This window comes from Leptolyngbya sp. AN10, from assembly GCF_050565645.1.
Taxonomy (GTDB): Bacteria; Cyanobacteriota; Cyanobacteriia; order Leptolyngbyales; family Leptolyngbyaceae; genus Leptolyngbya.
This window is the reverse complement of sequence record NZ_JBNXVP010000012.1, coordinates 1-25,692: the sequence shown is the minus strand read 5'-3', so window position 1 is coordinate 25,692 and position 25,692 is coordinate 1. Positions and strand designations below refer to the sequence as shown.

At 46.9% G+C, this 25,692-nt stretch carries 28 protein-coding genes, 2 tRNA genes and 2 pseudogenes; 14 read left to right on the top strand and 18 right to left on the bottom strand.

Annotation, left to right across the window (positions count from 1 at the left end; translation table 11 throughout):
- Nucleotides 1-10: 10 nt before the first annotated feature.
- The 3 genes from ACQ4M5_RS17940 to ACQ4M5_RS17930 all read right to left on the bottom strand — a co-directional run bounded on the left by ACQ4M5_RS17940 (nt 11) and on the right by ACQ4M5_RS17930 (nt 3,589).
- On the bottom strand, nt 11-844 hold the full coding sequence (locus ACQ4M5_RS17940) for a hypothetical protein (RefSeq protein ID WP_430677022.1): 834 nt from the start codon (nt 842-844) through the stop codon (nt 11-13).
- A complete protein-coding gene (locus tag ACQ4M5_RS17935) occupies nt 845-3,205 on the bottom strand; it encodes a hypothetical protein (protein ID WP_430677021.1) in 2,361 nt (786 codons plus the stop codon).
- A gap of 81 nt (nt 3,206-3,286) precedes the next feature.
- Nucleotides 3,287-3,589 carry a hypothetical protein gene (locus tag ACQ4M5_RS17930; RefSeq protein ID WP_430677020.1) on the bottom strand — a complete coding sequence of 101 codons (303 nt, stop codon included), beginning with the start codon at nt 3,587-3,589 and terminating at the stop codon, nt 3,287-3,289.
- A gap of 117 nt (nt 3,590-3,706) precedes the next feature.
- Here ACQ4M5_RS17930 and ACQ4M5_RS17925 point away from each other — a divergent pair, with 117 nt between their 5' ends.
- Nucleotides 3,707-4,153: a hypothetical protein gene (locus tag ACQ4M5_RS17925; RefSeq protein ID WP_430677019.1), complete on the top strand. Its 447-nt coding sequence runs from the start codon at nt 3,707-3,709 to the stop codon at nt 4,151-4,153.
- Nucleotides 4,154-4,299: 146 nt separating this feature from the next.
- Here ACQ4M5_RS17925 and ACQ4M5_RS17920 read toward each other — a convergent pair whose 3' ends face one another.
- The 5 genes from ACQ4M5_RS17920 to ACQ4M5_RS17900 all read right to left on the bottom strand — a co-directional run bounded on the left by ACQ4M5_RS17920 (nt 4,300) and on the right by ACQ4M5_RS17900 (nt 7,162).
- Nucleotides 4,300-4,626 (bottom strand): hypothetical protein, encoded by a 327-nt coding sequence (locus tag ACQ4M5_RS17920; RefSeq protein WP_430677018.1) that lies wholly within the window; start codon nt 4,624-4,626, stop codon nt 4,300-4,302.
- A gap of 195 nt (nt 4,627-4,821) precedes the next feature.
- Nucleotides 4,822-6,117: a hypothetical protein gene (locus tag ACQ4M5_RS17915; protein WP_430677017.1), complete on the bottom strand. Its 1,296-nt coding sequence runs from the start codon at nt 6,115-6,117 to the stop codon at nt 4,822-4,824.
- On the bottom strand, nt 6,114-6,503 hold the full coding sequence (locus ACQ4M5_RS17910) for a hypothetical protein (protein ID WP_430677016.1): 390 nt from the start codon (nt 6,501-6,503) through the stop codon (nt 6,114-6,116). The genes ACQ4M5_RS17915 and ACQ4M5_RS17910 overlap by 4 nt, the downstream gene beginning before the upstream one ends.
- Nucleotides 6,487-6,681, bottom strand: a complete 195-nt coding sequence (locus tag ACQ4M5_RS17905) for a hypothetical protein (protein WP_430677015.1) — start codon at nt 6,679-6,681, stop codon at nt 6,487-6,489. The genes ACQ4M5_RS17910 and ACQ4M5_RS17905 overlap by 17 nt, the downstream gene beginning before the upstream one ends.
- Before the next feature lie 241 nt (nt 6,682-6,922).
- Nucleotides 6,923-7,162 (bottom strand): helix-turn-helix transcriptional regulator, encoded by a 240-nt coding sequence (locus tag ACQ4M5_RS17900; protein ID WP_430677014.1) that lies wholly within the window; start codon nt 7,160-7,162, stop codon nt 6,923-6,925.
- 274 nt (nt 7,163-7,436) lie between these two features.
- Here ACQ4M5_RS17900 and ACQ4M5_RS17895 point away from each other — a divergent pair, with 274 nt between their 5' ends.
- The 6 genes from ACQ4M5_RS17895 to ACQ4M5_RS17870 all read left to right on the top strand — a co-directional run bounded on the left by ACQ4M5_RS17895 (nt 7,437) and on the right by ACQ4M5_RS17870 (nt 12,087).
- Nucleotides 7,437-7,694 carry a hypothetical protein gene (locus ACQ4M5_RS17895; RefSeq protein ID WP_430677013.1) on the top strand — a complete coding sequence of 86 codons (258 nt, stop codon included), beginning with the start codon at nt 7,437-7,439 and terminating at the stop codon, nt 7,692-7,694.
- Nucleotides 7,691-7,963 carry a hypothetical protein gene (locus tag ACQ4M5_RS17890; protein ID WP_430677012.1) on the top strand — a complete coding sequence of 91 codons (273 nt, stop codon included), beginning with the start codon at nt 7,691-7,693 and terminating at the stop codon, nt 7,961-7,963. The genes ACQ4M5_RS17895 and ACQ4M5_RS17890 overlap by 4 nt, the downstream gene beginning before the upstream one ends.
- 89 nt (nt 7,964-8,052) lie before the next feature.
- Nucleotides 8,053-8,376: a hypothetical protein gene (locus ACQ4M5_RS17885; protein WP_430677011.1), complete on the top strand. Its 324-nt coding sequence runs from the start codon at nt 8,053-8,055 to the stop codon at nt 8,374-8,376.
- Nucleotides 8,373-8,594, top strand: coding sequence for a hypothetical protein (locus tag ACQ4M5_RS17880; protein ID WP_430677010.1), 222 nt, complete (start codon nt 8,373-8,375; stop codon nt 8,592-8,594). The genes ACQ4M5_RS17885 and ACQ4M5_RS17880 overlap by 4 nt, the downstream gene beginning before the upstream one ends.
- A 151-nt stretch (nt 8,595-8,745) precedes the next feature.
- Nucleotides 8,746-11,172: an AAA family ATPase gene (locus tag ACQ4M5_RS17875; RefSeq protein ID WP_430677009.1), complete on the top strand. Its 2,427-nt coding sequence runs from the start codon at nt 8,746-8,748 to the stop codon at nt 11,170-11,172.
- Between the two features lie 96 nt (nt 11,173-11,268).
- Entirely contained in the window at nt 11,269-12,087 is an 819-nt protein-coding gene (locus tag ACQ4M5_RS17870) for a site-specific integrase (RefSeq protein ID WP_430677008.1), read from the top strand.
- A 57-nt stretch (nt 12,088-12,144) separates the two neighbouring features.
- On the opposite strand, the gene ACQ4M5_RS17865 is transcribed toward ACQ4M5_RS17870, so the two are convergent.
- The 3 genes from ACQ4M5_RS17865 to ACQ4M5_RS17855 all read right to left on the bottom strand — a co-directional run bounded on the left by ACQ4M5_RS17865 (nt 12,145) and on the right by ACQ4M5_RS17855 (nt 13,137).
- Nucleotides 12,145-12,217: transfer RNA gene (locus ACQ4M5_RS17865), tRNA-Met, on the bottom strand.
- Nucleotides 12,218-12,413: 196 nt separating this feature from the next.
- Nucleotides 12,414-12,608 carry a hypothetical protein gene (locus ACQ4M5_RS17860; protein WP_430677007.1) on the bottom strand — a complete coding sequence of 65 codons (195 nt, stop codon included), beginning with the start codon at nt 12,606-12,608 and terminating at the stop codon, nt 12,414-12,416.
- Between the two features lie 316 nt (nt 12,609-12,924).
- A complete protein-coding gene (locus ACQ4M5_RS17855) occupies nt 12,925-13,137 on the bottom strand; it encodes a hypothetical protein (protein ID WP_430677006.1) in 213 nt (70 codons plus the stop codon).
- A gap of 108 nt (nt 13,138-13,245) precedes the next feature.
- On the opposite strand from ACQ4M5_RS17855, the gene ACQ4M5_RS17850 reads away from it, so the two are divergent.
- The 7 genes and pseudogenes from ACQ4M5_RS17850 to ACQ4M5_RS17820 all read left to right on the top strand — a co-directional run.
- A complete protein-coding gene (locus tag ACQ4M5_RS17850; RefSeq protein WP_430677005.1) occupies nt 13,246-13,494 on the top strand; it encodes a hypothetical protein in 249 nt (82 codons plus the stop codon).
- A gap of 152 nt (nt 13,495-13,646) precedes the next feature.
- Complete coding sequence (locus ACQ4M5_RS17845; protein WP_430677004.1) at nt 13,647-14,396, top strand: hypothetical protein; 750 nt, start codon at nt 13,647-13,649, stop codon at nt 14,394-14,396.
- A 139-nt stretch (nt 14,397-14,535) separates the two neighbouring features.
- A complete protein-coding gene (locus ACQ4M5_RS17840) occupies nt 14,536-15,159 on the top strand; it encodes a hypothetical protein (protein WP_430677003.1) in 624 nt (207 codons plus the stop codon).
- Between the two features lie 75 nt (nt 15,160-15,234).
- A protein-coding gene (locus ACQ4M5_RS17835; protein ID WP_430674732.1) for an IS5 family transposase occupies nt 15,235-16,061 on the top strand; the annotation gives its coding sequence in 2 pieces (ribosomal slippage) (nt 15,235-15,622 and nt 15,622-16,061; 828 coding nt in all).
- A gap of 3 nt (nt 16,062-16,064) precedes the next feature.
- Nucleotides 16,065-17,450, top strand: a complete 1,386-nt coding sequence (locus ACQ4M5_RS17830; protein ID WP_430677002.1) for a tetratricopeptide repeat protein — start codon at nt 16,065-16,067, stop codon at nt 17,448-17,450.
- 75 nt (nt 17,451-17,525) lie between these two features.
- Nucleotides 17,526-17,921, top strand: coding sequence for a hypothetical protein (locus ACQ4M5_RS17825; RefSeq protein ID WP_430677000.1), 396 nt, complete (start codon nt 17,526-17,528; stop codon nt 17,919-17,921).
- A gap of 232 nt (nt 17,922-18,153) precedes the next feature.
- Nucleotides 18,154-18,969, top strand: a pseudogene (locus ACQ4M5_RS17820) (type I restriction enzyme endonuclease domain-containing protein); the annotation flags it as partial.
- Nucleotides 18,970-19,171: 202 nt separating this feature from the next.
- Here ACQ4M5_RS17820 and ACQ4M5_RS17815 read toward each other — a convergent pair.
- The 7 genes and pseudogenes from ACQ4M5_RS17815 to ACQ4M5_RS17785 all read right to left on the bottom strand — a co-directional run.
- Nucleotides 19,172-20,203 carry an AAA family ATPase gene (locus ACQ4M5_RS17815; protein ID WP_430676999.1) on the bottom strand — a complete coding sequence of 344 codons (1,032 nt, stop codon included), beginning with the start codon at nt 20,201-20,203 and terminating at the stop codon, nt 19,172-19,174.
- A gap of 397 nt (nt 20,204-20,600) precedes the next feature.
- Nucleotides 20,601-20,858: a hypothetical protein gene (locus ACQ4M5_RS17810; protein WP_430676998.1), complete on the bottom strand. Its 258-nt coding sequence runs from the start codon at nt 20,856-20,858 to the stop codon at nt 20,601-20,603.
- 891 nt (nt 20,859-21,749) lie between these two features.
- On the bottom strand, nt 21,750-22,910 hold the full coding sequence (locus ACQ4M5_RS17805; RefSeq protein WP_430676997.1) for a tyrosine-type recombinase/integrase: 1,161 nt from the start codon (nt 22,908-22,910) through the stop codon (nt 21,750-21,752).
- Between the two features lie 127 nt (nt 22,911-23,037).
- Nucleotides 23,038-23,110: transfer RNA gene (locus tag ACQ4M5_RS17800), tRNA-Met, on the bottom strand.
- A gap of 382 nt (nt 23,111-23,492) precedes the next feature.
- A pseudogene (locus tag ACQ4M5_RS17795) lies at nt 23,493-24,725 on the bottom strand (ISKra4 family transposase).
- A 53-nt stretch (nt 24,726-24,778) separates the two neighbouring features.
- Nucleotides 24,779-25,045: a hypothetical protein gene (locus ACQ4M5_RS17790; protein WP_430677192.1), complete on the bottom strand. Its 267-nt coding sequence runs from the start codon at nt 25,043-25,045 to the stop codon at nt 24,779-24,781.
- On the bottom strand, nt 25,045-25,692 hold a 648-nt coding region (locus ACQ4M5_RS17785), incomplete at its 5' end, for a hypothetical protein (protein WP_430676996.1). The genes ACQ4M5_RS17785 and ACQ4M5_RS17790, both read right to left, overlap by 1 nt.

Genomic DNA, 25,692 nt, shown 5'->3' with positions numbered 1-25,692 from the left:
GCCAAAAAATTTAGGTGCGGTAGCCCGTGACCAGAGCGTTGCTGTAACGTCCAGAACGATCGAATAAGTACACAGGTTTGGCAAGACCTGCGAGCTTGACCGTGGCGTATTGAAACCGCACGTCAGCAACCGGACGACGACGGGGCAAACGGCGGGATTTGCCGAGAATGGTCTCTCTCGGTGGAACGACTGGAAAGGCTTCACTTGGTGCGCCATTTTCGACGCGGTTGAAAAACTCCCATTCCGGGTTGTGATTTTGCAGCTCTAGAATTTTGTTCACCAATGCACGTGCCTCGGTTTCACTGCGAGCAAGTAACTGGAGTTGATAGCCTTTGTCCCAATCGGTGTAGGAACACAGTTCTCGACCTTTGCGCCAGATGAATCCTTTGTTTGCTCCGAATTCAGTTTTGATTTTGTTGGCAAACGCGATCGCTTCGGAGTTAGAAAATGTGGTCGTGGTTTGGTTCATCAGACGAAACGAGATTTCGCCTGCAACGGGTTCGTATCCGGGTTCTACGTCCTCTAAGTCTTCAAGGAAGTAGAGCGTGACTTGTGGGCGTGTGCGGCGCAAAACGCGATAGTTCAAATCACGGGTTGAACTGGACTGAGCCTGCATAAATCGCTGTTTTACAACCATGTCAAACAACAGCATTCGCGATAGTGTCATGTCCATCGTGTCGTTTTCCATGTGAGTGCAAGCCGTTCTGAGGCTGCCTCTCGGAGTGCTGATATCTGGATCGTCGGTTGTGAGGTCAGCAAACCATTCGCGCACTTCAGGGTTGTAGGTGCGGCGGATGGTGTCTTGCAAGTGTTCAGCGGGGCTGAAATTGTTGGGTAATGGCATCTATTCTGCATCTCCTTTTTCACGATCGGCTGGTTGCAGAGTGGGTGATTTGCTGGCTTGATCTGACTGATCAGCCGCTTTTTTAGTCGCATCATTGTCTGGTCGGTTGTTGGGAGTAGCTTCTTTGACTGCTTTATCAAAGCTCTGTTTTTGCTCTTTCAGTTCATTGAGTTCTTCGGTGATCGATCGAACTTCTCCTACTACTCCAGTCAGTGAACTTGCTGCGTCATCAATGTTTTCAGTTCCTTCCATGAGTCGCTGAATTCGCTGTTGCCATCGGTTTTGAGCCGTGACGCGCTCAGGCATCCAGCTATAGGCGTTCTCTCCTACGACGCGGAAGCGCTTGAGAGCATTACCAATCTTTCCGGTATTTTCTGCGGTCCACTCTGCAATTTCTCGCGCACTATCACCCATCGATCGAACTGTCCAAACAATGTTGCTTGCTGTAGTAACAATGCGATTCAGCTTTAACCAAGCTGTTTTAGTGCCGTTCCAAGCATCTTTTCCGATCGCCTTTTCCATTGTTTCGTTGAAGGCTTTTCCGAGTACTTCATTCGCATCAAAGGTTTCAGCGACCGATTGATCAACACCAAACATAGGACCAAATGTTTGGAAGCTCTGAGTAACTAAGTCTCCAAGCGTTTGAGCTAAGTTAGTCGATAGCATTGCAGCATTATGCAGGGTTGCAGCAGTATTGATGATGTTCATCATCTGAGCGAGTCTTGCTCTAAGTTCTGCGAGTCCAAAGCGCGATCTGATGTCTGCGGTACGATTGCCCATCATTCGAGCGAATTGCTCCATACCTCTTGGAACCATGATTGTTTCAGGCACGTACTGAGGTCTTCCAATTAGTCGGTTCCACAACAGAAAGCGATTGACTTGCACAGCAACCATTTCGTTGTTTCCTTTCTGCTGGTTTCCTAAGTCAGCCATACACTGATTACGGCATGATTGCTGAGTTGGATCAATCTTTGGTTCTTCCTTGAATTGTTTTTCTAATTGCTCTCTGAACTGTTGAGTAGGACTGCCATTCGGATTTAGATTTGAATTCGGATTCAAATTCTGAGTTGGATTTGGATTGACACGATTTTGATTTGCATTGCTAGGTGTCAATCGATTTTGATTTGCATTGCTAGGTGAGCTAGTAGGATTACTAAAAGCCTCTCGATTACTTAATGGATTCAATCCAACTCTCTGCCAAGGATTCCTTACCTGATTAGGGTTAGGGTTGCTGTTTGGGTTAGTAGAGGGACTATTGCTAGGACTACCAGTAGGATTTCTCAGAGGGTTAGCATTTGGATTCCCACTAGGGCTGAGAACAGGACTCGGATTGTTAGTCGGACCCCTAAACGGATTTGCAGGTGAGTTCGTTAAAGGATTGCTCGGAGTGCTCGGATTAGCAGTAGGACTAGCAGGGTTCGCTATTTGAGGGGGATTCCAGCCCGGAGGCACAGAGGGAGGATTAAAACCAGGTGTAGCGGCTTGCGGATCAACGGGCTTCGGATCGTTGTTGTCGATTCTGATAGTCCAATCACGATGAACAAATCCTAACGGATCGCCCCTGTCGCTAAAACCTGTGTTGTCATCTACGGATTGAGAAACATTCTTTATCGTTGCGCCTGCGATATCGATAAAGGTAAGCTCATGAAAATACCGAATCCCGTCACTAATTGGAACGCTATAGCGCCGCAAAGAAACAGGAACTCCCAGACCTGAGAACGAGCCTGTAACAACCCGACCATTGCTACCATTACCTATAAATGGTTGACCAGTGGCACGGACAAAAGCGGTTGCACCTAGTTGAATATTGAATTGATAGGCACGTTCAACGGGTGGGAAGTTGAACGTAGCTCCATTGCCTGAACCGCCACCATTGCCACCACCAGGACTAGCAGGATTGCGAAATGGGGGAAGTAAACCAGAAGGGACGCTAGTACCAGGCGGCACAGGTTTTGGTGATGCTGGATTCTTCGGATTCGGTACGGTCGGATTTTGAGTAGGAGAGGTCGGATTGGCGGGTCTAGGAGGTGTATTGCTGCTTGGAGGAGTAACTACAGGAGGTCTGTTAGTCGTGGGATTTCCTGGTAGAGGATTGCTAGTTGGTGGATTAACAGGACTATTGCCCGGTGGATTCCCATTGTTTACCGATGAGGGGCGATTGCTCAGGGAATTAGGGTTAGGTCTAAACGGTTGAATGTTATTAGCAGGTCTAGCACTGCTCGGATTCAAGCCACTCGGATAAGGATTTGGGTGAAAGCTTCTACCTGGCTGAATTCTTGCACCACCACCGATACCGAAAGAAGCACCTGCTTTGGTAACAATGACATCCTGATCCGCTATGGCTCTAAGTCCTCTCGGCATTTGATTGAATCTCCTAATTTGCTAAAGAAAAATCGAGAAAGCCTGAACTTCCTCGATCGCTGAACCCCACTCGAATCTGATTTACGATCGCAGATACGCCGCTGGAATTTGTGCGGCTGAAATTTCGCGTACTGCCATCCAAAGCGGGTCCTCAGAGGTGATGTAATCCGGATTAAGCTGGAATGCCCCGCGCACAATCAATCGAACGGTTTTATCTCCACATTCAGCAATCCCGGTCTGAATCACGTTGTCAGTCGTATTGGCGAATTCATTGAATGTGACATCAGGATAGATGGCTTTGTTGGTGAGCAGTGCCCACGCCGCTAAACGCTCGATCGAGTTGATGTTCGCGGGAATTTGAGTCGCAATATTGATCGCAGCCATAAGGGAACCTAGAACGCAATTAGCACTTTTAGTAATCCCGTGAATGACTGAAATCACAGCAGAAAAGCCCCTTCTGATGACAGAAAGAGCATGAAAAACGCCTTTCGAGTTTTCCCTATGCTTTCTACTTTGTTCGCGTGTTTGTTAATTTGGGTGCTTTATCTGTGGACCGATCGCCGTCGATTACTTCGTCTCGTTGCGCCACATTCAGGAGCCAGATCGCAGCAAAGAGCATTCACTCCCAGGTCGGCTTCATCTCGGAAAACGCCAACGCAGCCCCGATTCATTAACTCACAACCGAATTCAGGAGCAACGAGACCGACACAGCCACCCACACCGCAAATCAGTTTTGAGCAGGTCCGGCGGGAAGCTGCAAGAAGGCAACGAGTACGTCAGGGAGTTTCACCCCACACAGAACACGATTTGTATCGATTGGTGCGCGGGGATAAGGCGATGGTTGCTCGACTGACTGAGTACGAGAGATCGCGCAATCCCGATCGCCCAGAGCAGTGGATCTGGGAAAAAGTGATTCACGATTTAGAGCGAGATCGCGGCTACCGATAAATGAGACTCAACCCGCTGGACTAAAAACGGACTAAATCACCGATCGGTGATGAATGGAAAAGCCCATTTTCTCGTGAGTCCCAATGAGACGATCGAACGAGAGAATGGGCTTTTGAGTGTGAAGTCTTGCGGTACGAGGCAGGGCTTCAAGATTCAGGCTCAGGCGGTAATCGTCGCTCTAACAATTCTAAAGTGCGACGATTCTCGGTTTGTAGTCCGCGAATTTCAGATTGCATTTCATCAATCCGCTCTAGCACCTGATCAAAGCGATCGCTGAGTCGAGTTTGAGATTCCATTAAAGTGACTTGAGCCTCTGCAACCTGTCGCGTTAATTGAGTGAGTGAGTTAATTTGCTCTTGCTGTGATTCAAGTTGAACCCGATGGTCGCGAAAGTTTTGTCCTGTATAGTCGATAAACTGCGTGAGCGCTTGAGACAGGCTCGAAATTGTTTCCGGTTCGTTTTGTTCTGACATAATTGGAGCAAAGTACAATGTTTCAAAAATTATAATCCCCGGCAGTTTGTTACCGGGGATTTTCCATGTGTAGGAGCGCGATCGACGTGTCGAGGTTGGTGTCGAGGTTCGTGTCGAGCCTCGGTGAACCCCGACACGAACCTCGACAGCTAGAAGCTTGATAAACAGGCAACCCCGACAACCTCGACAGATTTTTCAATTCTGAGTATTTTCGGGATTTAGGCGGAATTTCGAGACTTTGCCGGAGTTGTCGAGGTAGCCTCTACCGCTCTCTTCAAGCAGCTTGAAATATTCGATAATTTCCTCATCAGAATTGCTTTTACAGAGGCGAATGTAGCGGCGGACATTTCCGGGTGTGCAGCTTTGCTTTGTGCCTTGAAATCGAGCGGCAAGTGCTTCAACTTCATCTAGAACCAATTCAATAGAATCGGTTTCTTCGTCTGGTTCACTAATAGAAATTGCTCCAACAATATCACCGGACGTGGTTAAGTCTGGTACTGATGCGGGATACCATTCGCCATTCGCAAACACGATCGCTGGACGTTTCACACCAACTAATGAGGCTTGTAGCTGCGATCTCAATTCTGAATTTTGCTGTGTGCCGAGTTTGAGATAGCGAATGTCGGTCATGGCTTTTGAGACTCCCTTCGCGCCTGCAAAAATCACCGTGGAATCGTCGCGCGATTCGGCTCCAATGCCGATAGAAGTTCCGTTCAGTTTCACCGAGACGAGGCAGAGACGGAATTTCAACTTACGCGCTACTGAAACGTGTTTGCGTAGCCAGTCATCGACAATCTCACCCGCGTCTTTGCCCAGGGCGCGAATGTTGGGAAGCGTATCGACGGCTTCCTCTAGAACTCGAAATCTCGGCTCAAAGTTCGATTCGTTGGCGCGATAGCGGGGAATGCGATCGCCAATTTCGATTAGGTCCTGTTTCATCACTTGCAGCATTGCGGCATACTCCACCGCTGCGTTTTCCCAGTCGCTATCACGGGCATAGATATCAAGTGCGGTGATTTGAGGGTGTGTGTCAAAAATCGCATACTTGGCGAGATATCTCGCTAAACGGGATTTTCCACCGCCCATTGGAGCGACGATCGCAATGACGGGATGTTCATCTTCATCTTGCAATCGCGTCCAATCAAACAGCGGTAGACGTTCTGGCTCTTTCGTCGCGGGTTCGATCGAGAGCGTTAGCTGTTCGTCGCGGGTTCGCTTAAATAATTGGTTCTGCCAGTTGGTGAGTGAGATGTCTTTCGAGTCGTCGAATTGGCGTTCAGCGTCGATCGCAATCCGATGAATTTGACGGGAAAGGAAGGCGCAAGCAAGCGATGAGCCAAACAGCCACATCCGCGATTCTGGAAACTGCGCTCGCGTTCCACCTGCAAGCAGAATCAGCGATAGAACGAGTACCGAGACAGCGGCAGATTTAGCGATGAAGCGGTTTTGTAGGATCTGGGCAAGCTCGGACGGGTGAAGGCTACGAGTCATAGATTTTCTCCTAGAACCAAGCCGATAAGAATGAGAACTGCACGAAAGATAATGGCTCCTGCAACTTCAGGAATGGTGAACAGCGCGAAGAGTGCTCCGGCAGCCGCCACAACCAGCAAGAGGGAAATGGGGACAATGAAAATGTCTAGAAATGCGGTGTACCGGGCGACTTGGACTGTAAACATAACTCCACTGACCCAACAGACCGCATCACCAGCGGCATCAATGAAGTAAGGGTGAATGAGGGCATCGATCAATCGGGTCTTGGCAGTGGCGATCGGGTCAAGTCGGTTCGAGTCTACTTTCACCTGCTCGACTCGTTTATCTCCAAACAGTGAGCTAGTTTCGATGAGAATTTTGGGCGTTCCATTATCGGCATTGGGCATTGGGCATTCCTCCGATCGTCAAAATGAGCGAGAAAATCAGCAGTGAAATAGCGATCGATAAAGTCATTGCTCCTGGCAAGTCGATCGAGTGGGCGTAGCGCTTTGCCTGACGTGCCCAGTATTCGGCAATCTCGGCATGGTCACGGGCGTTCTGGGCGTAAAGGTGTTCGTCGTGCATAATTCAAAGGGTTCTAATTGTCCGGAATAAAATTGGGCGATCGCACTTTCCAACGCAGAAAGCACGATCGCCCATTTCATCAATCAAATTTTGAGATTACTTGCATAATGTGAATGCCCGTGTGAGTTGGTAGCTAGACGGGTGCAAGGGGAGCGCGTCTCCCCTGCGGTGGAAACTAAATATTCATGGTTCTTGCTCCATCAATTTTTATGGATCTATGGCGCTGAAGTGTAGATGACAGCTACGCTTCAGCGCTTTTGTTTGTGGGTGTAAATCGATCCGGAAGATCGTCAAGTTCGCACTTATACAGACTGCACAGGGTTTTAACCTGCCAGATGAACAGGCGTGGTTCCTCCCTGCCCTTCTCCCAGTTCCTAACCGTATGATCAGTCACTCCAAGAGCGTCTGCTACAGCTTTTTGAGTTACTCCAGCCTTTTTTCTAAGTTCCACAAGCGCCTTTCCCGAAGACTCTTTTGACATCTTACCGTAATTGAGCTTACGCGAAAGCCGACTTACGGTAAGATACTAAAAGTCTACCGTAAGCTGACTTACGCAACGACATCCGCGCGGGTTGTGATTAGCCGTCCTTTCCCGTGCGGCTAACCAATGATCTAACGAATTTGGATTCCCGTTCGATTCTGCTTACCAGTTGTGGTAGTGGCGACAGGAATCCGGTTCAAAAGAAAACGCGATCGCTCCCTCTGCCGGGAAAAGCGATCGCGCTAATCAAAACCTTTGCTATGAGGATAACCCGATGACCAATGAGCAAATTCTCGATCGACTCTATGAACTCGCAAGCTGGCTCTCTCGATTGTCCGACATCGAGGAGGCGACAAATCTACTCGACCAACTGCGCGATCGCCTCCATTCAAGCTCAGTGAGCGTCGCTTTCAGACTCAACGGCTCACCCGAATCGATCGGGGTTGCGCTCGCTGAAATGCTTGCTCACAACGTCTCGCGCGAACAGATTGAAGAAATGCGATCGCAACTCGTCACGGAGATGAAGCCATGACCAAACCGATCGCCTATTACCTCTCAGACCCAGAGGACTCAGACACGATCGCTGAAATTGCCGTCACGTACGGCGATCGACTGCAAAATCTCAACCCCGAAGAAAAAATCAGCTTGATTAGAGCGATCGCCCAAGAAATCTGGGATCGACCTGACAAAACACCTCAAAGACTTTCGGCTGATCTCCTATTGCATCTCGAAACTCTTTCGACTGACACCCTGCTAGGGCTTCTCAATGCCACGGCTGAACAACTCCGACACGACAAATAAAAAGCGCGATCGCATCCGTGGAAAGCTGCGATCGCGTTGAGGAAATGTTGTTTTTTCAAAGATTCATGAATCTACACAGAGGATAGCTTATGCAAACAAATTCAGCGAAACCGCTTGGATATTACTGCTCAGACGTTCGTGATTCGGACATCATGAATGCGATCGCGCTTGAATTTGGCGATCGACTTGAGCAACTAACGGAGCTTGAGCAATCTGAAGCGCTCGCCGTTTTGTCAGTCGCCCATCTCAATCGATTTGTTAACCTCTCCACTGCCCTACTCACTCGTGATTGCTTCGTCAAACTGCCAAGCTTGCCGCGCAATTTTCTTCTGCTGGCAGATCAGCTTACGACTGATGGTCGGCTGGCATTGTCGATCGTCCTGATCAACACCCTGAGAAACCGTAACTCATGAATGATTTAGACCAAAACCGAATTCGACGGCTAGAAAATACAGTCGCTATTCTGACTGAGCAACTCATCCAGGCGAATCATGAAATTGCGCGGCTCCATCTCGTTATTGGGGAGTTAGCCGCGATCGACTCGACTCCGGAGTGGACTCGATCTGGAGCCAAAATCGAAGGCAGAACTGCCGCTCTCTTATCCCTCAAACCACGCGAAACCCGCTGGTAGAAACAACAAAGCCCGGTAGAGCGAGGTACAAGTCTCTCTACCGGGCTTTGCTTTTTGAATTTTCCATCTATTGACCCAACAAATACGCCTTTGTTGGACGTTTCACACGCGAGAAAACACGTAACCGAACAAAAATACGGAACTGAACAAAATGGTAGCAAGCTATAACCCCGCCGTCCAATTCGATATCCGGAATTTCGTTGAATTCGATGCTCAGAATCGCGCTATCTGTCCGAGTTGTGCATCTGCCAAAGGTGCGGATTATCGAAAGCGCAACCTCTCTGTTGCACCGAATGGGGCTTACAAATGTCATCGGGGATGCACATCTGACGAAATTCGATCGGCACTGGGAGCCGAGAAACCCCGGCAGATTCCAAGTGCGATCGCCAAGCCCACACCCAACATCATCATTTCACCCCAAAAGGTGAAAGAAGCCTGCGATCGCCTGTTGAACCTTCCGACCGATTCATTCCCCCGCAAGTGGCTACACGATCGCGGCATCACAGACGGCTTAATCCAACGGCACTCGATCGGCATTGGACGCACTAAAGTCAACAATCAGCAGCATTTACCGTCGATCACGATTCCCGTTCCCGCCAATGCTGACGGCACTCAGTTCTACCAAAAGAAACGAGTCGCGCCCTGGCTCACCGCAGAAAATCAGCCCGAAGGGTACAAGCCGTGGTCTCAGTACGGCATCCCCAACAGCGTTTATTTCACCTGGCTCCCTGCGAATGCCCAACAAACTTATCTCTGTGAGGGTGAATGGGACGCGATTCGATTGGGTGAACTGCTCAGAAATGCAGACTCAGAGATTGCCTGTGCATCCTTCACCAGTGGCGCGGGAAACGTCCCTTCATCCGATCAACTCAACTTACTGCCGGGTGAAGTCGTCATCTTTTACGATCGCAACGATGCCCCACTGAAGAACGGCGATCGCCCCGGTGAAATTGGAGCCAAGAAAGTTGCCAAAGCATTGGGAGATCGCGCTCGAATTGCCCAAGTCCCAATGAGTAGCGACTGCGAGATTAAAGGATGGGATGTCTCGAATGCGATCGATTCTGGCTACCAGTTAGACGACTTCAAAAAAGCGGCTGCCGAATCACTTCCCCTTCAACCAGAGCCACCGAAACGACGAGAAAACCCGCTACGAGCGCGAATGGTCAAGAATATTGACCTCATCGCTCGCGCCGCAGATTATATCGACTGGCTTGTTCCGGACTTGCTCACTCCGAATGAACTCTTCATCCTGGGAACACCGCCACGAACCGGAAAATCGCTGTTTTGTTTGACTCTAGCCAAAGCGATCGCCACGGGTGGAACTTTTCTCGATCGACCTGTCACCCAAGGGTCTGTAATTTACGTCAACTGCGAAGACGGTGAAACCAAAGTGAAATATCGTCAGACTGCCCAAGGTTGGGAGCAGTGGGGCTACGATTTGCCCGTCTACTGGTTCGATGAATTCAAACTCTCAGAACTCGACGACATGAGAGAACTGATCGAAGAACTCGGAGACGTGCGACTACTCGTTCTCGACACCCTGAGCCGCGTCAGAAATGACAATGCCAAGGAAAGCAGTTCTGAAATGGGACGGATTCTCGAACCCCTTCAGCAGCTTGCGCGGGATATGGGGGTCTGCGTTCTTCTGACTCACCATTTGTCCGAAGCCACCCTAGAGAAAGACGATGACCCGTTCAAACTATTGCGGGGAAATTCCTCGATTCGCTCCACTTGCCGGGGTGCGATGGTCATGCTCCCAGGTGAACACTCGTATCGCCTCATCAGCGAGAACGGATGGAGCGATCGACTCGATCTGAATGTCCGCATTCATCCAGACTCTCTCGAATGGAAATTATTAGGCAATTGGAACCCGCGAGTCGATGGCGATATGAAACAGCAAATTCTCGATCATCTCAACTTAATCGGAGAGGCAACGATTCAAGAAATTGCCACTGAATTAAATTTCAACGCGGGGTCTGTTTGTACTATTTTGCATCGTCTTCAGCGTGAAGATATGGTCGAAAAAATAGGCGGAACGGGTCGCCAACTGGCACATTACAAGCGTAGTGCTAACTTGTCCCAACAACTCAATGTGCTGTTAGGACAGCCAAATCCAGATGCCACAAGCAATACAGCTTGTCCTAACAAAAATAACTTAGAAGAGAATCCGCCTGAAAAAGTGATCAATTCCCCGAAAAGTGATCACGCTACGAGCGCGAAGCAAATTGCTCCGGATGCGAAGCTTGATCACTTTTCTGAAAATGATCACTTTTTGCCTCACTCTCCTAATCTGTTAGGACAAAGCTGTAAACCAGACCCCGTAAGCGTTGTATGTCCTAACAGCCAAAACCCATTGTTAGGACAAGATAGCCAACTGTCACACAGGTCCGACACTTTATTGACACCGCTAAAAGTGGGGGATTCGGTTCGTTATATCGGAGCGGACAAACCGACTAGCGTCCTTTGTGGAAACCGTCGATTAGAAATTCTTGATTTGCAGACCGACAAAGCGATCGTCAAACATTCCAATTGGATGGTGAGCCAAACTATCCCGCTGGTTGATTTGCGGCGCGTATAGCGGGCTATGCGACGGCGTAGCATCAACTCCTACGAATTACTCCAGATTTGGCTTGCGTTCACTGAGTTTCAGTCTCACCAGTTGGAAAAATCCACGATGAAGCGCGATTACGGGAAAATTTCCAAGCGGATCGCGCTCATGCCCCAGTTGCCCGATGAAATCGCAATTCGGGACTGGACCATGAGACGCTACTCGACCGAAACGTGCCGTCGCATGATGCAAAAATTCTCTGCCTGTTGCGGTTGGGCAGTGCGATCGCGCTACCTAGCGGCGAATCCGTTCGAGGGATTGGATAAAGACTTTCGTAAGAAAGCCAACAATCACGATCGACGCGCCTTCACTGCTGATGAACGCGATCGCGTTCAAGATGCGATCGCATCAAATCTGTATGTGAATAAATACAGCCATTGGAAACACTCGTTTTATCTGCCCTATTTCCAGTTCTTATTTTGGACGGGATGCAGGTTAGAAGAAGCGAATGCCCTCCACTGGCGAAATGTAGCGAAAGATTGCTCCGCTGTAACGTTCCGAGAGGCACTTCCAGCGGACACTCGCATCCTGGGAGATATCAAAACTCACAGAATTCGAGAATTCAAATGCAACGGTCGATTAGTGCGACTGTTGAAAAGTCTCGATCGGTCTGATTCGTTCGTCTTCATTTCACCCGGTGGCGTTGCGATCGACTCTCACAACGTTCTCAACCGCACCTGGAGACCAGTGCTTGAAGAATTAGTCGATGAGTCGCAGATTCGCGAATACTTACCGATGAAACACTGTCGGCATACCTTCATCACGCTGGCTCTCGAAACGGGCATCGAGGTGAAAGACGTTGCCGCGTTAGTGGGAAATTCACCAGATGTCATTTATCGCCACTATGCAGCGAGAAAGCCAAACATTGACTTACCAGAATTTTGATGGGGTAGAAGGTTTTTCTTCTACCCCATATTTATAGTTCTGAATGTCTGAAAGCTATGGCTCAGGCGAGATTTGAACTTGCGACCTTGGGCTTATGAGTCCCCTGCTCTAACCACTGAGCTACTGAGCCTGGTAAGCATTTCAACCTTTCTATATTATCGCTCATAGTCAATCCATAGTCAACTACGCCCAAGCTCTTAAATTCAAATCCCGCCTGATCCATCAAGAAAAGCAAGATACAGCAAGCATTCAACAAATCACCACTGTTTTAGGTTCCGATACATTTAGCTAAATATCAAGCACAAATACCCTATTTTCTAATTTTTCTACCTGATTATTTCTGGCGGTTCTGGTGGAGTCGCACCATCATGAAAAACTGCTGCTTTACCTTCTCTTCTAGCTGCATTGACAGCTTCTCGCGCTTTTTCCCAATTGTCGAAAGTAGAATATTCCCATTCTCCTTTCTTCTTACTGAAAATAGCGATCGTTGTTCCCTGATTTTTCCATTCTGAATTTGTCATTTCTTTCTAATATACAAGATCAAACAGTTAAAGATAAAATTGTTTGATTTGGTACAAATTGATCTCAAACAGTTTGTGTTTTTACCGTTTACTCGAAGACTGACTCAAATTCTACGCTGCTTTTATCCCCTATATTGCAGATTGATCCTTACGAAGCGATAGCACAATCTCACTTATACCCATTTCAGTATCACCCGCTTCTCACCGGATGACCCTATATCCAGTCATCGCAGGCTTTAACTGAGGACGTTAGAAAAAGAGTTCTATAGGGCTTGCATGAATATGGGCAAGGCTGAAAACTCCCCTAACTGAAGACTTATTCTCCTTGCTGCAATTTCCGCTTCATCTCTAAATACTGTCGAAACTTGGGATCAGAAATACAACGATCGATAAATTGCTCCAGTTCGTCTTTCATGCTGCTATCGACAAACTGACAATATTCCCTAAATAACTCTCTCTTGCCTTCAGGCAGATAGAAGCCTAGATATTCTTGTCCCGGTCGTTTTTCAGACACAAATTGATCAACCATTACATCAAGACTCCGATCATAAAATGTTACGAATCGAAACTCCTATTGTACGGTACAAAAGGTACGCAAGGTACTAGAATCAATATCAACTTGTATCGAGTACTGAACATGGAAGAGTTTTTACCGTCAGAAAACAGGAATGATTCGCCTGATGAGGATCAGTGTTTGGCATCAGATCGAGAACAGATCAAACATTTACTTGTCGGTTCACCGAAAGCCGTAAGGAGAACGATTCACCTGTTGCATACGCTGGGATATGCAGAAGCGGGACAATGGAGCAAACCACAGATCGCAGGTTCTCTAGGGCAAACTGGAGAGGTTGTTAGCGTTCTGATCCGGAATATCTCGATCAATTAATCACCCTTCTAAGGAAACATGGTTGTTAGAGACGTTAAGGAAACGGGACTCCGACAACTGCCGGAAAGACGTTAGAAAATTGTAGGATCGCGAATTGTTAGCGAATGTAAAGCTTAGGGAAATCTAGGAATAGCTACATAGGAAGATGATTCATGTTGCAGCCCTACATTTCCAAGCTTGCGATCGCTATTCTCGCAGTTAACTTAGCTCTGTTAAACACAGGCTGCGTGAACAGTTCTGCCCGAAAATCTGCTGAAAAAGAATCAACTTCTCAAGCTAATGTGAACACTGCTGTACCTAAGCAAGCAACCGCTGAACCATCACCTACTTCTTCTAATGCACCGAGGGCTGATTCAAATAAAGCTGAAACCTATCAAGAGGCGTTAGATAAAGCTCACAGTGCGAAAACTATTAGTCAATCTGCTCAATCAAAAGATGATTTGGACTTGTCTGCTGATCGGTGGCAGCAAGCAATCAAGCTGATGAAACAGGTGTCAACTTCTAGCCCGAACTACAAAGATGCAAAACTCAAAATAGCTGAGTATCAGACGAATCTCGCTGCTGTTAAGACACGCGCTGGTATAGTCGCTAATTCTAAAGCTGAAATTCCAACTGTTATTGTCTCCGTTGCTCAGCCTGACAATGCTAAGTCAGACACAGATGCTAGAGCAAGTAAAAGCTGTAACCAATTGAAGAATCTTCTCAGATATACGCAGAATCAAGTTCTTCGGGCTAGGGAAGACTTGGCTTTATCTCAGGTAACAGATATTGAGAGAGGAGCGCGTAATCCTAGTCTGGGGTTTAGACAATCAGCAGAAACGGCTCAAGCAGGAGCAAGAGTTGAAAATTTAGACGGACGGGCGAGAGAGCTTGAAAGCGAATATAACAACAGATGTCGCTAGAAAACAATAGCGTTCTCTTTCGTTACGACTTGGAAAGTTCAGAGAAATTAAAAGCAAAGATTCTCCTTGTGAATAAGTTGGATTGCAGACTTGAGCATTTTGCAAATAGCAGAGCTAAGAATGAACATAAGAGGGATGAATGGTTGACTATCGAGGAAGCTACAAAGCAAAACTAGATGCTATTCGTGGTCAGATTGAGGCTCGGAAAGCTGAACTTAGAGAGCAAGGATTTTATCCAGGAGATCGGGGACGCTATCGAGATGGTGAGGGGGGCGATTTTACAGACCAAGAGCTAGTTGATCTAAATAACAGCGCTCAAGATTTGCAGGAAATATTACAACGCGAGGAAGCTCGTTATAGTCAATTTGAGACAACAACTGCTGGACATGAGCAATTGATAAGCGATTCATCTCCAGAGTTGATTTATCTAGAAGATTCTCAAGCGCTACCTGTAGACTATGGAATTCAGATTGAGCAATTTGGAGAGCTTTTATGGAGCAAACTGCATTATAAAGCACTCATAGTGATGGGACTTTATCTTGGAAATGAGTTTATCAATACATCGAATGAAGGACGAATTGGTGCAGCCGTTGGTGGAGGTATTGGGGTTGCTGGTAGTTTGATGAACGATGGACAGATAGACAGTCTGGAAACGTTAGCGATCGGGGGGCTATTTTGGCTAGGAATGAAAGTTGGTGAATCGCTCACCCCGGTTGAAACGTTTTTAGAAAAAGGATGGAAGAGTTACGACGAACAAGATTAGACCTCCTGCACGAATCCTGATCACAGATTTGAACTCCTGAAAAGAGGACTAGATGCCACTCAGGAGACTGATCAAATGTACGATCGCATTCAACACCTGCCACCAAAATCGTTCAAACGCAAGTGCGGAGTGAAGCGTGAAACCTTCGAGAAAATGGTTGAAATTCTCAAACCCAAGCTGATCCGAAAAGGCAAACGAGGCGGACAAGGCAAGTTTGGAGTCGAAGATCAACTCTTGATTGCGATGGAATATTGGCGCGAGTATCGGACTCAGTTCCACATCGGACAAAGTTGGGGGATTCATGAAACGACCGTGGGGCGCATTGTGCGGAAAGTTGAGAACAGTTTGATTCGGTCGGGCGAATTTCGGCTTCCGGGCAAGAAGGCGCTGCACTCGCCTGATGCAGGGTGGAACCTCCTGTTAGTTGATGTCAGCGAAAGTCCGATTGAACGTCCAAAAAAAAACAGCGACCTTACTACAGTGGTAAGCAAAAATGGCACACACTAAAAGCGCAAGTCGTCGTAGACTATTTCAGCGGTCAAATTGTCTGCACCGCATTTGGCAAAGGGCGCAAGCATGATTTCCGCTTGTTCAAGGACTCGCAGTTGCCGACCCAACTTGAGCAACTCTGGGTGGCAGACCGAGGCTATCAAGGCATCGCCAGACTTCATGCTTACAGTTGTACGCCCTACAAAAAATCGCGCAAGCGTCCGCTCTCCAAGCAAGAACGTCAGTTTAATCGACAATTAGCGCAAGTTCGTATCACGGTGGAGCATACCTTTCGCAAGTTGAAGATTTTTCGCATCTTATCGGAGCGCTACCGTAACCGTCGCAGGCGATTTGGGCTACGGTTCAACTTGATCGCAGGCTTGCTGAACTATGAGCTTGCTCATCCAATTTGATTCGTGCAGGAGGTCTATTACAAATCAGCTATTGCTAATTTCTCAAAAGCAGTCAATAAAGATAAACAATGCACTATAGGCTTCTATGCGCGTGGATGCAGCTTCATGAAGCTACGGGCGCTCGATCATGCAGTTCATGACTTCAATCAAGTCATTGCTCTTGACTCCTCCCATAATGAAGCGTATCAAAAACGTGCGGATATTTTATATTCACAAGCAAACTACAAAGGCGCGATCGCAGATTACACTACTCTGTCTCAGCTAGGTATCCATAGCGGCGAGAATTACTTCAAAAGGGGTATGGCATTCGCCGCAATCAACCGTATTGAAGACGCATTAGCGGATTTTAGTCGTGCGATCGAGGTGTGTTCAATATACAGTCTGAGCTATTTAGCGCGTGGTAACATCTACTTGCTTAAAGGAAAGTTAGAGGAAGCGTTTCAAGACTTCAATCAGGCGATCAAGCTTAACGATAACTATCCTGAAGGCTATCTTGGACGTGCTAGAGTTTGTCATGCTCTGAAGAAATATCGAAATGCAGTTTCTGACTACTCGAAAGCACTGGGTTTATCTCGCGGCAGTTCGGATCGAGATATTCGGAGAAGCGCGTATCATGGTCGTTGTCTTTCATACTTAGCACTCAAACAACCTTGGAATGCACGATGGGATTCGCTTCGAGCGGGTATTTGGGTTAAAGGGCTTCGGTTAACTCAACAGGAAGTAATTTATGCGGCTACTCCTGTTCTAGCGGTTTCTGCATTGTTTGCAGCTATGCCGTTCATGGTTGATAGAATTCTGCTTAAACCTAACCAGCAAGCTGTATCAGCACTTGCATCAAAATCAGGCGTAGAGTTCGATGGTGGAAGTTTTTCTGGGGAAAGCGCGAACGGTAAAGCTAACGGCAAAGGGGTTTGGACGCATTCAAACGGTAGCAAACTTGAAGGCGAATTCAGAGAGAATGTGCTGACTACTGGACGAGGGGTACTGCATGACAGCAACTCTCGGTATGAAGGCAGTTTCGCGAACGGAAAGAAAAACGGACAAGGGATTCTGCAATTCGCGGATGGAACTGTTTACGAAGGAACCTTCAAAGATGGTGAACCTTACGGTGAAGGAGTAACGATCTTTCTTGATCGCACTCAGTACAAAGGTGAGCATCGGGGAAATCAGTTTCACGGTAAGGGGGTACTGATGTTACCAACGGGCGAAAGGTGGAAGGGAGAATTTGCGAACAGTAAGTTGAGCGGTAAAGTAACGAAGACAAGCCCATCCGGTGAAGTCGAAGAGCAAGTGTGTGTGAACGGTGATTGCACAAAGATTCCAGCCGTTTCATCAAAATCCTCAGCTAAAGCAACAAACATTCGCAATCAATCTAACAGTAAGCAATAACAAGCTCTTCTTCGATCTCTAATAAGTCCTTGGGAAGATTAGGGAACCCTCAAGCAGTACCTTTGAGGAGCTTTTATGATTGGGATTGGAAGCAACAAAATGCTTAAAGCTTTAGTTGTGATGTTGATTGCTCTAGTAAGCTTTATCAGCTTTCAACCAGGAGCTTATGCTGCAAGCATGACTCCTGAACAAGCGCTCAGTAAGATTGATTCGGTTCGCTTTGGACATACGTATCCTACTGATAGCTATACGCCTGTGCTGGATACTTTGGGCGATCGCTGTTCAAGCAATTCTAGACATATTGCAGACATGAGTGCTGCTATGACTGAAAGACTATTCAAAGCAGGTCGAGAGTTTGACAACATGGGCTTCTTGCAACAAGCTCTAGATGCAACAGCAAGCGGAACTGCCGGATCATCCTGTGAGGAGACATTCGCGATGCTGGCAGTTTTGATTGAGAGCGGAGTGTAATCCTTTGTTTTATGCGCTTGCTAGAACTCGCTTGACGATACTAGCAAGCCATCCCTAATCCGAATCTTGAAAGCGTTAGAAAAAAGAAGGTTTTGCTGATATTCCCCTAAAATCTCCTTAAAGTAGGCTGCTTCGGTTACAAAATGTCTGATAATTGGTGAGGTTTTTCGATGACTCGCTCGATTATGGGATGAAGCCGTTGAAGCGATTTTAGTTCACCGAAGATTCTAAACTCACGTTCTTCTCCCTAGTCGGATTTGTGAATCGACTCTACAAAGCGATCCTGCCTGATCCGGCTGCAAACGAATTCTTCGCAACTCAATTTCTTCTAGCGCGACTGTCCGACAAGATCCGATCCTTAGATCCAGATGTCGATGTTTCCGATGTCATGGATGAAGTCAGCGGTCTACTCGACGAATCGATCACCGCTGGAGAATTTGTGATCTCATCGTCTAACCAGCGGATCGACCTCACTCAACTCGACTTCGATCAACTCGCAGCAAAATTCAACACAGGCTACAAACGCACCGAAACCGAAAAGCTCAAAGGAACACTCCAGCGTAAGCTTCAACAGATGGTGCAACTAAATCGCACCCGTCTGAACTATCTCGAAACCTTCCAGCGCATGATCGAGAATTACAACTCAGGATCGAGCAATGTAGAAGGCTTCTTCCGAGATCTGATCCAATTCGCCCAAACCTCAGAGGCGTAGGATAAAGGAGCGATCGCGCAAAATCTCAGCGAAGAAGAACTTGCGGTCTTCGATCTACTCACGAAGCCGGATCTCGCGCTCACATCTCAAGAAGAGAAAGACGTAAAACAATTTGCGAAAGCACTTCTACAAACCTCGAAGCGAGAGAAGTTAGTTCTCGACTGGCGGAAGCGTCAACAGACGAAAGCCGCAGTCGAGGTAACGATTAAGGAAATCCTCGATCGACTTCCAGAAAGTTACTCGGCTGAGATGTACCAACAGAAATGCGATGAGGTCTACCAACACATCTACGAATCCTACTCAGGACGAGGAAAAAGTATCTACGAAGCAGGTTAAGCTAACCTGCTTCGATGGAACAGAATCTTCATACGAGGAAACGGGACTCCGAATGAAAAAAGACAGTTAGAAAATCGGTAGCCCTTGATCGAGATTTGAGAAAAAACAGTTCACATCGGTATGCAGCACAAACTAGATAGTTAGTGACAACATTAGATGCTCTCGCCTCTAATTGTTGTCACTAACTTGCACATCTAGATTTTTACTTTCGTTCCCTTCTCACCCATTGAGCTAGACTGTTTAGCTTAGCATCGGGTTCATGCTGTTCGCGAATCAATTGAGCAACTTCACTATCGGAAGCGTTCGGGTTTGCTTTCAAAACCTCCAATCTTTTCGCTTTTTTTGTTTTCCGATCTTCAATCTTCTCGCCAGTAAAAGTAATGACGGATTGATCCAAGGTAAAGATATAGTCGTCATTATCCTTTTGCTCAATGTTGTTCTTGATCTGATAAATCCGCTTCTTTCGCTCATCAGAATTGTCGGGCGTATCGATCGCCCAAATGATCTCTGGAAATTGAGGGATACCACTAAACCCTCGAATAGATTTCATTGTCAATCTACCGTCCTTCAACTCAGATTTATTTGCTAACTGCGTGAAAGTAACTGCTACACAGTATTTCGCAGCAATCTCGATAAACCACTTTAGACAAGGTACAACAGCATAGCTGTTTTCATCGACTTCACTGAATCCAGCGAAGCTGTCAAAGATGACAAAATCGGGTTGATTCTCCTCGATCACGCTCTCGATCAATTTTCGATCAGTTGAATTGAATCCCAAGATTCTTGATGCTAGGGCAGGAACGATAAAATTTTCTAACGTTCCTCCTAGTGCTTGGATTCTTCCTGCATAAGCTGTAATCCGTCCTTCAGTGTCAACGATTAAAACTTTGCGATCGCTTTTCAAATCGTAGTTGTCCGTGGGTAAGAATTCCTTACCTGCGGTGATCGTCAGAGCCGCTGCTGGAAGTACCCAGCTTTTGCCCTTACCTGATTCTCCAATTAATGCAGAAACTTTACCTCTCGGAAACATACCAGCAACGTAATCAACTGAAACATCATTCAGTACTAGGTCTGATAAACGATGTCCCACTTTAAGCTTTTGAGGAGATCCAACAGCAGATGATTCTAGTGACAACAAAGAGGGAGTAGGTTGAGCAACGTTGTCACTGTCGCTCTTCGTAAGAGCGTTGGAGAAATTTGTTTCGGTCTGTAGAGCGGTGTTGTAATTTTCCATCTTGAAAATCCTGGATTGTTTGCATAAAGAATTAAGCACTTCTGTTTACAAGTCAGTAGGGCATGAGAAAATGCGAGGCGTTATAAAACGCTTCTCAGTTCCCTACAAGACGTGTAAATTAAGCGCTGAGTTTACAAGCAGAAGAGTGGACAGACAGAATTTTGCCTGTCATGGACAACGCAGTGATCAAAGTGTTGAACTATCAAGATCACAAAGATGCCTTTAATCGTTTTCTAACGATCTTTGAGAAAGAGGATTGCAGTTACGAAAATTGTCGATGCAACTAATCAAAGCTGTAGAAAACACTTCTTGTAGCTCCATCGGATCATACGCGCCCCTCAACTACCGATTGATTGAGTCAAGTTGCGAGACCCGATGAAGCTTGCGATTTAGTTCATCAACTATACCAGTCCGCGATCGCTGCTTTAAGTTCCTCTTCGAGCGATGCGTAAGTATTCTTAGCTGCGTAGCAACGAGCAATTTCATGGATAGACTCATCGTCCATCCATGTTCCTAGCACCTCGAAAGCGAACTCCTGAACCTCATTGACATCAAAGGGTTCTAAGTTGAAATAGATACTTTGGGTATCTTCGTGTAGAGAGAATCTGTCTTGAAAGTGAAAATCGAGCCAATTCGTAGTGTTTTCGGTCTTCATCACGTACCTCAAGTTAATGGGAAACTAGACCATGCTGTAAAACATGATCCGTGTGCTGTTAATGCGTTAAATAATTCAGCCGAATCTAGATAATGAATCGAACTAGACTCAACCGAATTAGATCGCTAGAAACTCTCATCCATGCTTAACTCAGTCATAGCGACGCACAGACGTTAATTTTCAGAGCGATACGTTTGAGAGAAGTCGGATGAACAGAACCACCAGCTATTAAACTAACAGCCCTTTCACCTTGAAAGAAATGAGTCTTTCACACGCCTATTAACTCCTGGAATCGGCTTTGATGGACTGCCAAACCAGAAAAGGTAACTTGCATTGAAAAGCTCAAGCTTTTTTCGTTCAATCCGTGAAACAAACAGTAGCTATGTACCTCTTGGATGTTGACATACGTTTCCCTTGTAGAGAAATGACAGCGTTAATTCTGAAGAAGTTTAGGGAAAATAGCGGTAGATCAAACGCCGCAGGATTGCCCTTATCGACTGATCTACTTTTCCTTACCCTTTACAAAATAGTGCTGTCCTAGAAACGTGTCGTATTAGCAGAAGCCGTACCGACAAAATTATTTGTTGCTGACGTTTCTAAATAAGTTTGTCGGATAACAACAAGAAAAAGCTTTCTGCTATATCCCCGACAACTCTGAAGAAAGCGCGATAACACGCTATATTTCCTATTGTCGCAGTTCTACCCTTGAAGAAAATCAGGGATTTTACGGTTTTTTATTTCGCTCACTAGCAATATACGAATCTTTCTCATGCAGTTTATGGGCTAGTAGCTGTCCGAAGTGAAATCCTGTTGATCGTGTCGTGCAGTTACAGAAATCGACACGACCAACACCCTGGACGTGCCGAAACAGATTCAAACTGATGTAGCCATTTAGAACTCTGGAACTTCAACGTTCTTGATGATCCCTGCATAGTGTTTCATGATCACCTCTGGGCTGTTTCCTACCCATTTTGCAACTTGAACAACGCTAACACCCGCTTCTAGACACAGCGTAATGAATGTGTGACGACAATTGTACTGGGGAAGATATTGCTTCACTTTCCCGTCTTCGACAAGACGTTCAACGATCGGCTTCCATGTCCGATTCAGAAAATTATGAGCGTCGATCTCCTTATTGCCCCTAGCTGGAAACACTAAAGCTTCTGCATCAATACCCATAGGTTTGACATTTTCTAGCAACTCTCTTAGTTGAGCGTTGATCGGGAAAGACCTGGACTCGTGTGTTTTTGTGTCCTTCCTAATTCGCAAATCGGTTGCTACAGCCTCACAGAAGATAATCTCGTTACCTTGAATATGTTTCCACTTCAGCGCGATCGCTTCTTCTGGACGACAACCCGTTAGAAAAAGGAATCTTACATAGGGTACGTAATAGGAGTGCTTCAATGGCGCAAATCGAGAACAGTAAGTGTTATTCTCGAAAGCCTGGATGATCGCTTCGCTCTCTTTTCTAGCGAAGGGTGTTCTTGAGGAATTGCTTGATTTCTTAGTTCTGATTTCTCTGACCATTCCGAGGAACGGATTAGAGTCGATTAATTTGGAGCGCACAGCCCAATTACAGCAAGCGTTAAGCTCTTTTAGCGTTCGCTTAGCAATTTCAGCGGAATAGGTCTTAAGCAAATAATCCCGAATAATGACGGCAGAATCTAAATCCCGCTTGGGAAACTTGCGAATTCGTTTCTCGATTTTGCCATAATCTCGGATCAGCGTTGTCTTTTCTACCTGAGTCGATTTGAATTGTGTGTAACGACTCCACAACTCGGAAAGATCGATCACTTTTTCCGAACTAACGGATTTAGAGTGATCTGGTCGATACTTTTCTAGCGTGTAATCAAATTTTTCTAGAACGATATCAGATTCGATCTGCTTCGCTTTCGCTTCAGCGATTTTTCGATTCGCGATCGTGTCTTCAAGTCCCAGCGTTAAATATTTCTGCTTACCGTCAAAGAGTTGACGCGGTAAGCGTAGCCGTAACCGATTCTGGAAGGTTTCAACTCCTACAGATCCTTTTGACGATCGTTTTTGCTTGTCCATGATGCCGACTATGAAAGAACTTTTTGCGTAGTCATTTCATAGTCAAAATTCAGATTTTCGATACGAATCCCGATAAGTCCGAATCTTGACTATCGGTTGAAACCCTTACCAGGATTGAATTATAGAATGGCTCAGGCGAGATTTGAACTTGCGACCTTGGGCTTATGAGTCCCCTGCTCTAACCACTGAGCTACTGAGCCGTATAAAGTAATAGTACCATAACTGAGAACGCGAACAAAGCGATCGCACAAAAAATCAGCAATTCTAAATTCAAAAACTAGGAAGAATCGGCAGTTTGAGCGGGCGCGACCTCTATTTGATACCCTTAGAGGGTGTTTGAAAAGTAATCGTTCATCGCATTCACCCGCCCGGAAATGAATCTCCGGGCTAATCAGGGAAGCCCACTAAACTGGGCTAAGAACTCCGAATGATTCTCCCAGTCCGCTTCAGCGGGGTTTCTTCCATTAGCCCGGAGATTCATTTCCGGGCGGACTGGCAACGCAGCAAAGCCGCTTTTTATACTTTTCAAACACCCTCTTAGAGCGTAATGGAGAAACCGTATTGATTCAGCTTATTCCAGAATTAATTCCAACGAGTTGAGGTTAAGACCAAGGCTCTCAAACTCAGAATCGCGGCAGCTCCTTTCTCCTTCCAACGCATCCCGGAACAACATAAGCGTTGCTTAATCACTGTCTTGCAGGTAGCTTCCGTCACTCCAGAACCAATCGGATAGTTTCTGCTTCGATAAAGGGCATAGTCCATCTGATGGTGATGATTTTGGAAGTAGGTCACTGCTGCTGCCAAGTTGTCCTGAATCGTCTTCGAGCGTTCTGAGGATTGAGATAACTCCAGCATCTGTTGATAGAGTTGGACGGCGGCTCCTGGATCGTGTTTGAGAGGATGACAATTCTGCTGAAGCCAGTGTCGTTGCTGAGCTAAGTCAGTGGGATAGAGTGCTATAGCCGCCGCACCTAGATCACCAGAGGCATGATAGAAATCCAGCACTTGTTCATGAACATGGGGCTTGAGGAATTGCCAGTTTGAGGCTGCCCCATCCGCAATCCCGACATAGATGGCTTGGGGATAACGAGCTTTCGTGCGCGCAATTTCTCGCTCTAGCCGCTCTAGAAACTTCGTCTTGCTATATTCAGGGGTGGCTCCGAAAATGGTGTGTTCTCGTTCTCCAGATGCGTCATAAAGACTGATGGTTCCGACCATTGCCTCTCTCCATCCCGTTTCACACAACAGCATACCAGTGCCATCTAAGCCGATGGCGACACTGGCAATTTCCACTTCTAATTGAGGGGGAACATAGTTCCAGCTTTCTTCTTTCACTTCAATGATCGTGGCGACCGCTTCACTGACTCGTTGAATGTAGGAAACGGCGACCGGACGTTGATGATTCTCATCAAGATCTCGTTGCACCTCTCGTGCCGAACCATAGGCAAGTTTCGAGGACACTTGTTTCGCAAACATAGGAGTCGAGGTGATGATGATTCTGGACGCTCACTCTCATGGACAATCCGTCTTGCCTCCTCCAGAGCGCTGATAGACATGGCGTTCAATTACCACTTCTCCGTAGGGAGTTTGATACGCTTTCGGTTGCTTGCCTTTGGTTCGCATCACCTCTCCGGCAATCTCGATGGCAGAACCATCGGTGTCCAAATACTCAAGAGCGGCTTTGGTTGCAACACGACCTGCATCGTTGAGGCTTGCCTGAATGGTTTCTTCACTTGTCAGCAGGGAATGACTCAGTTCGATGGTCACTTCTATCGTCACCTGCGTCCCGGATTGACCTAGCAACTGGGCACCCATCCTTCCCTCTCTTAGTCGCATTACTGATGTAATATCATGAATCAATCGCTAAATCAAGTAGAGGTCGCACCCGTTTGAGCAAGTGGGGAGTCAGAGCGCATGAAATCCAAGAGATGTTGCCAGCTTTCAAACCAGAGGTACTTGGTCAGCGCGAGAATATCCTGGAAAAAGTCCTTGCGGGTTCCGCGCTTGAGCCGCATCTGCTGATAGGAGTCATCAACGAGGTGCAAGACGGTGTGAAAGAGGAATGCCAGAAGGTTGAGCGTGAGAAGCGTGGCGGCTAACTGGTGTTGTCCCCACGAGATACGCAACCAGTGCATTAAGAGGACTCAGAACGCTTGTCAGATAGACGGTTGAGTAAATCAATCAACCTGGGCGACACGCCAAAAATCTCAACAGATATCTGTCGTGTATTGGATCGGGCTGCATTTCGTTTCAATCGTTCTGCCCAAGCAAGTCGTCGATGAGCGCGTTGGCTGCGAGTCAAGCAGGAGATCGCGGATTCGATAGTCTGAATGGTTGACTCGCGGTGTTCAATTCGAGTTTGGTGTCGCCTCAAGTGTTGTCGAATTTCTCGCCGCAGTAGAGTGGCTGGAATGTCTGTCCAGATCAAAGCTTGGGTCCCCTGTACGGTCTGTATCGGAGCTTGAGCAATGATCGTAATCTCAGGTTCTAATGCAACCGTCGGAACCGGAGGCAGCTTCGTTCGCATCACCGAAATTCTTCTGCCATTGGTGTTTTTGGAATCTTCGGACAGACAATGTTGCTTCACGGGACAATTGGCACAAATGCGCGGATTCATACTAAACAGCATTTGCATATCGCCCCGACGTGTATAGCGAATTTCACGGCGGTACATGCGATGCCCATCAGGACATTCCACAGATTCATCATCCAGGATTTTGAAGTCTTTGCCTGCATACTTGTGACGACTTTTCGCCCAACCCTCCGAAACCGTCATGGCTCC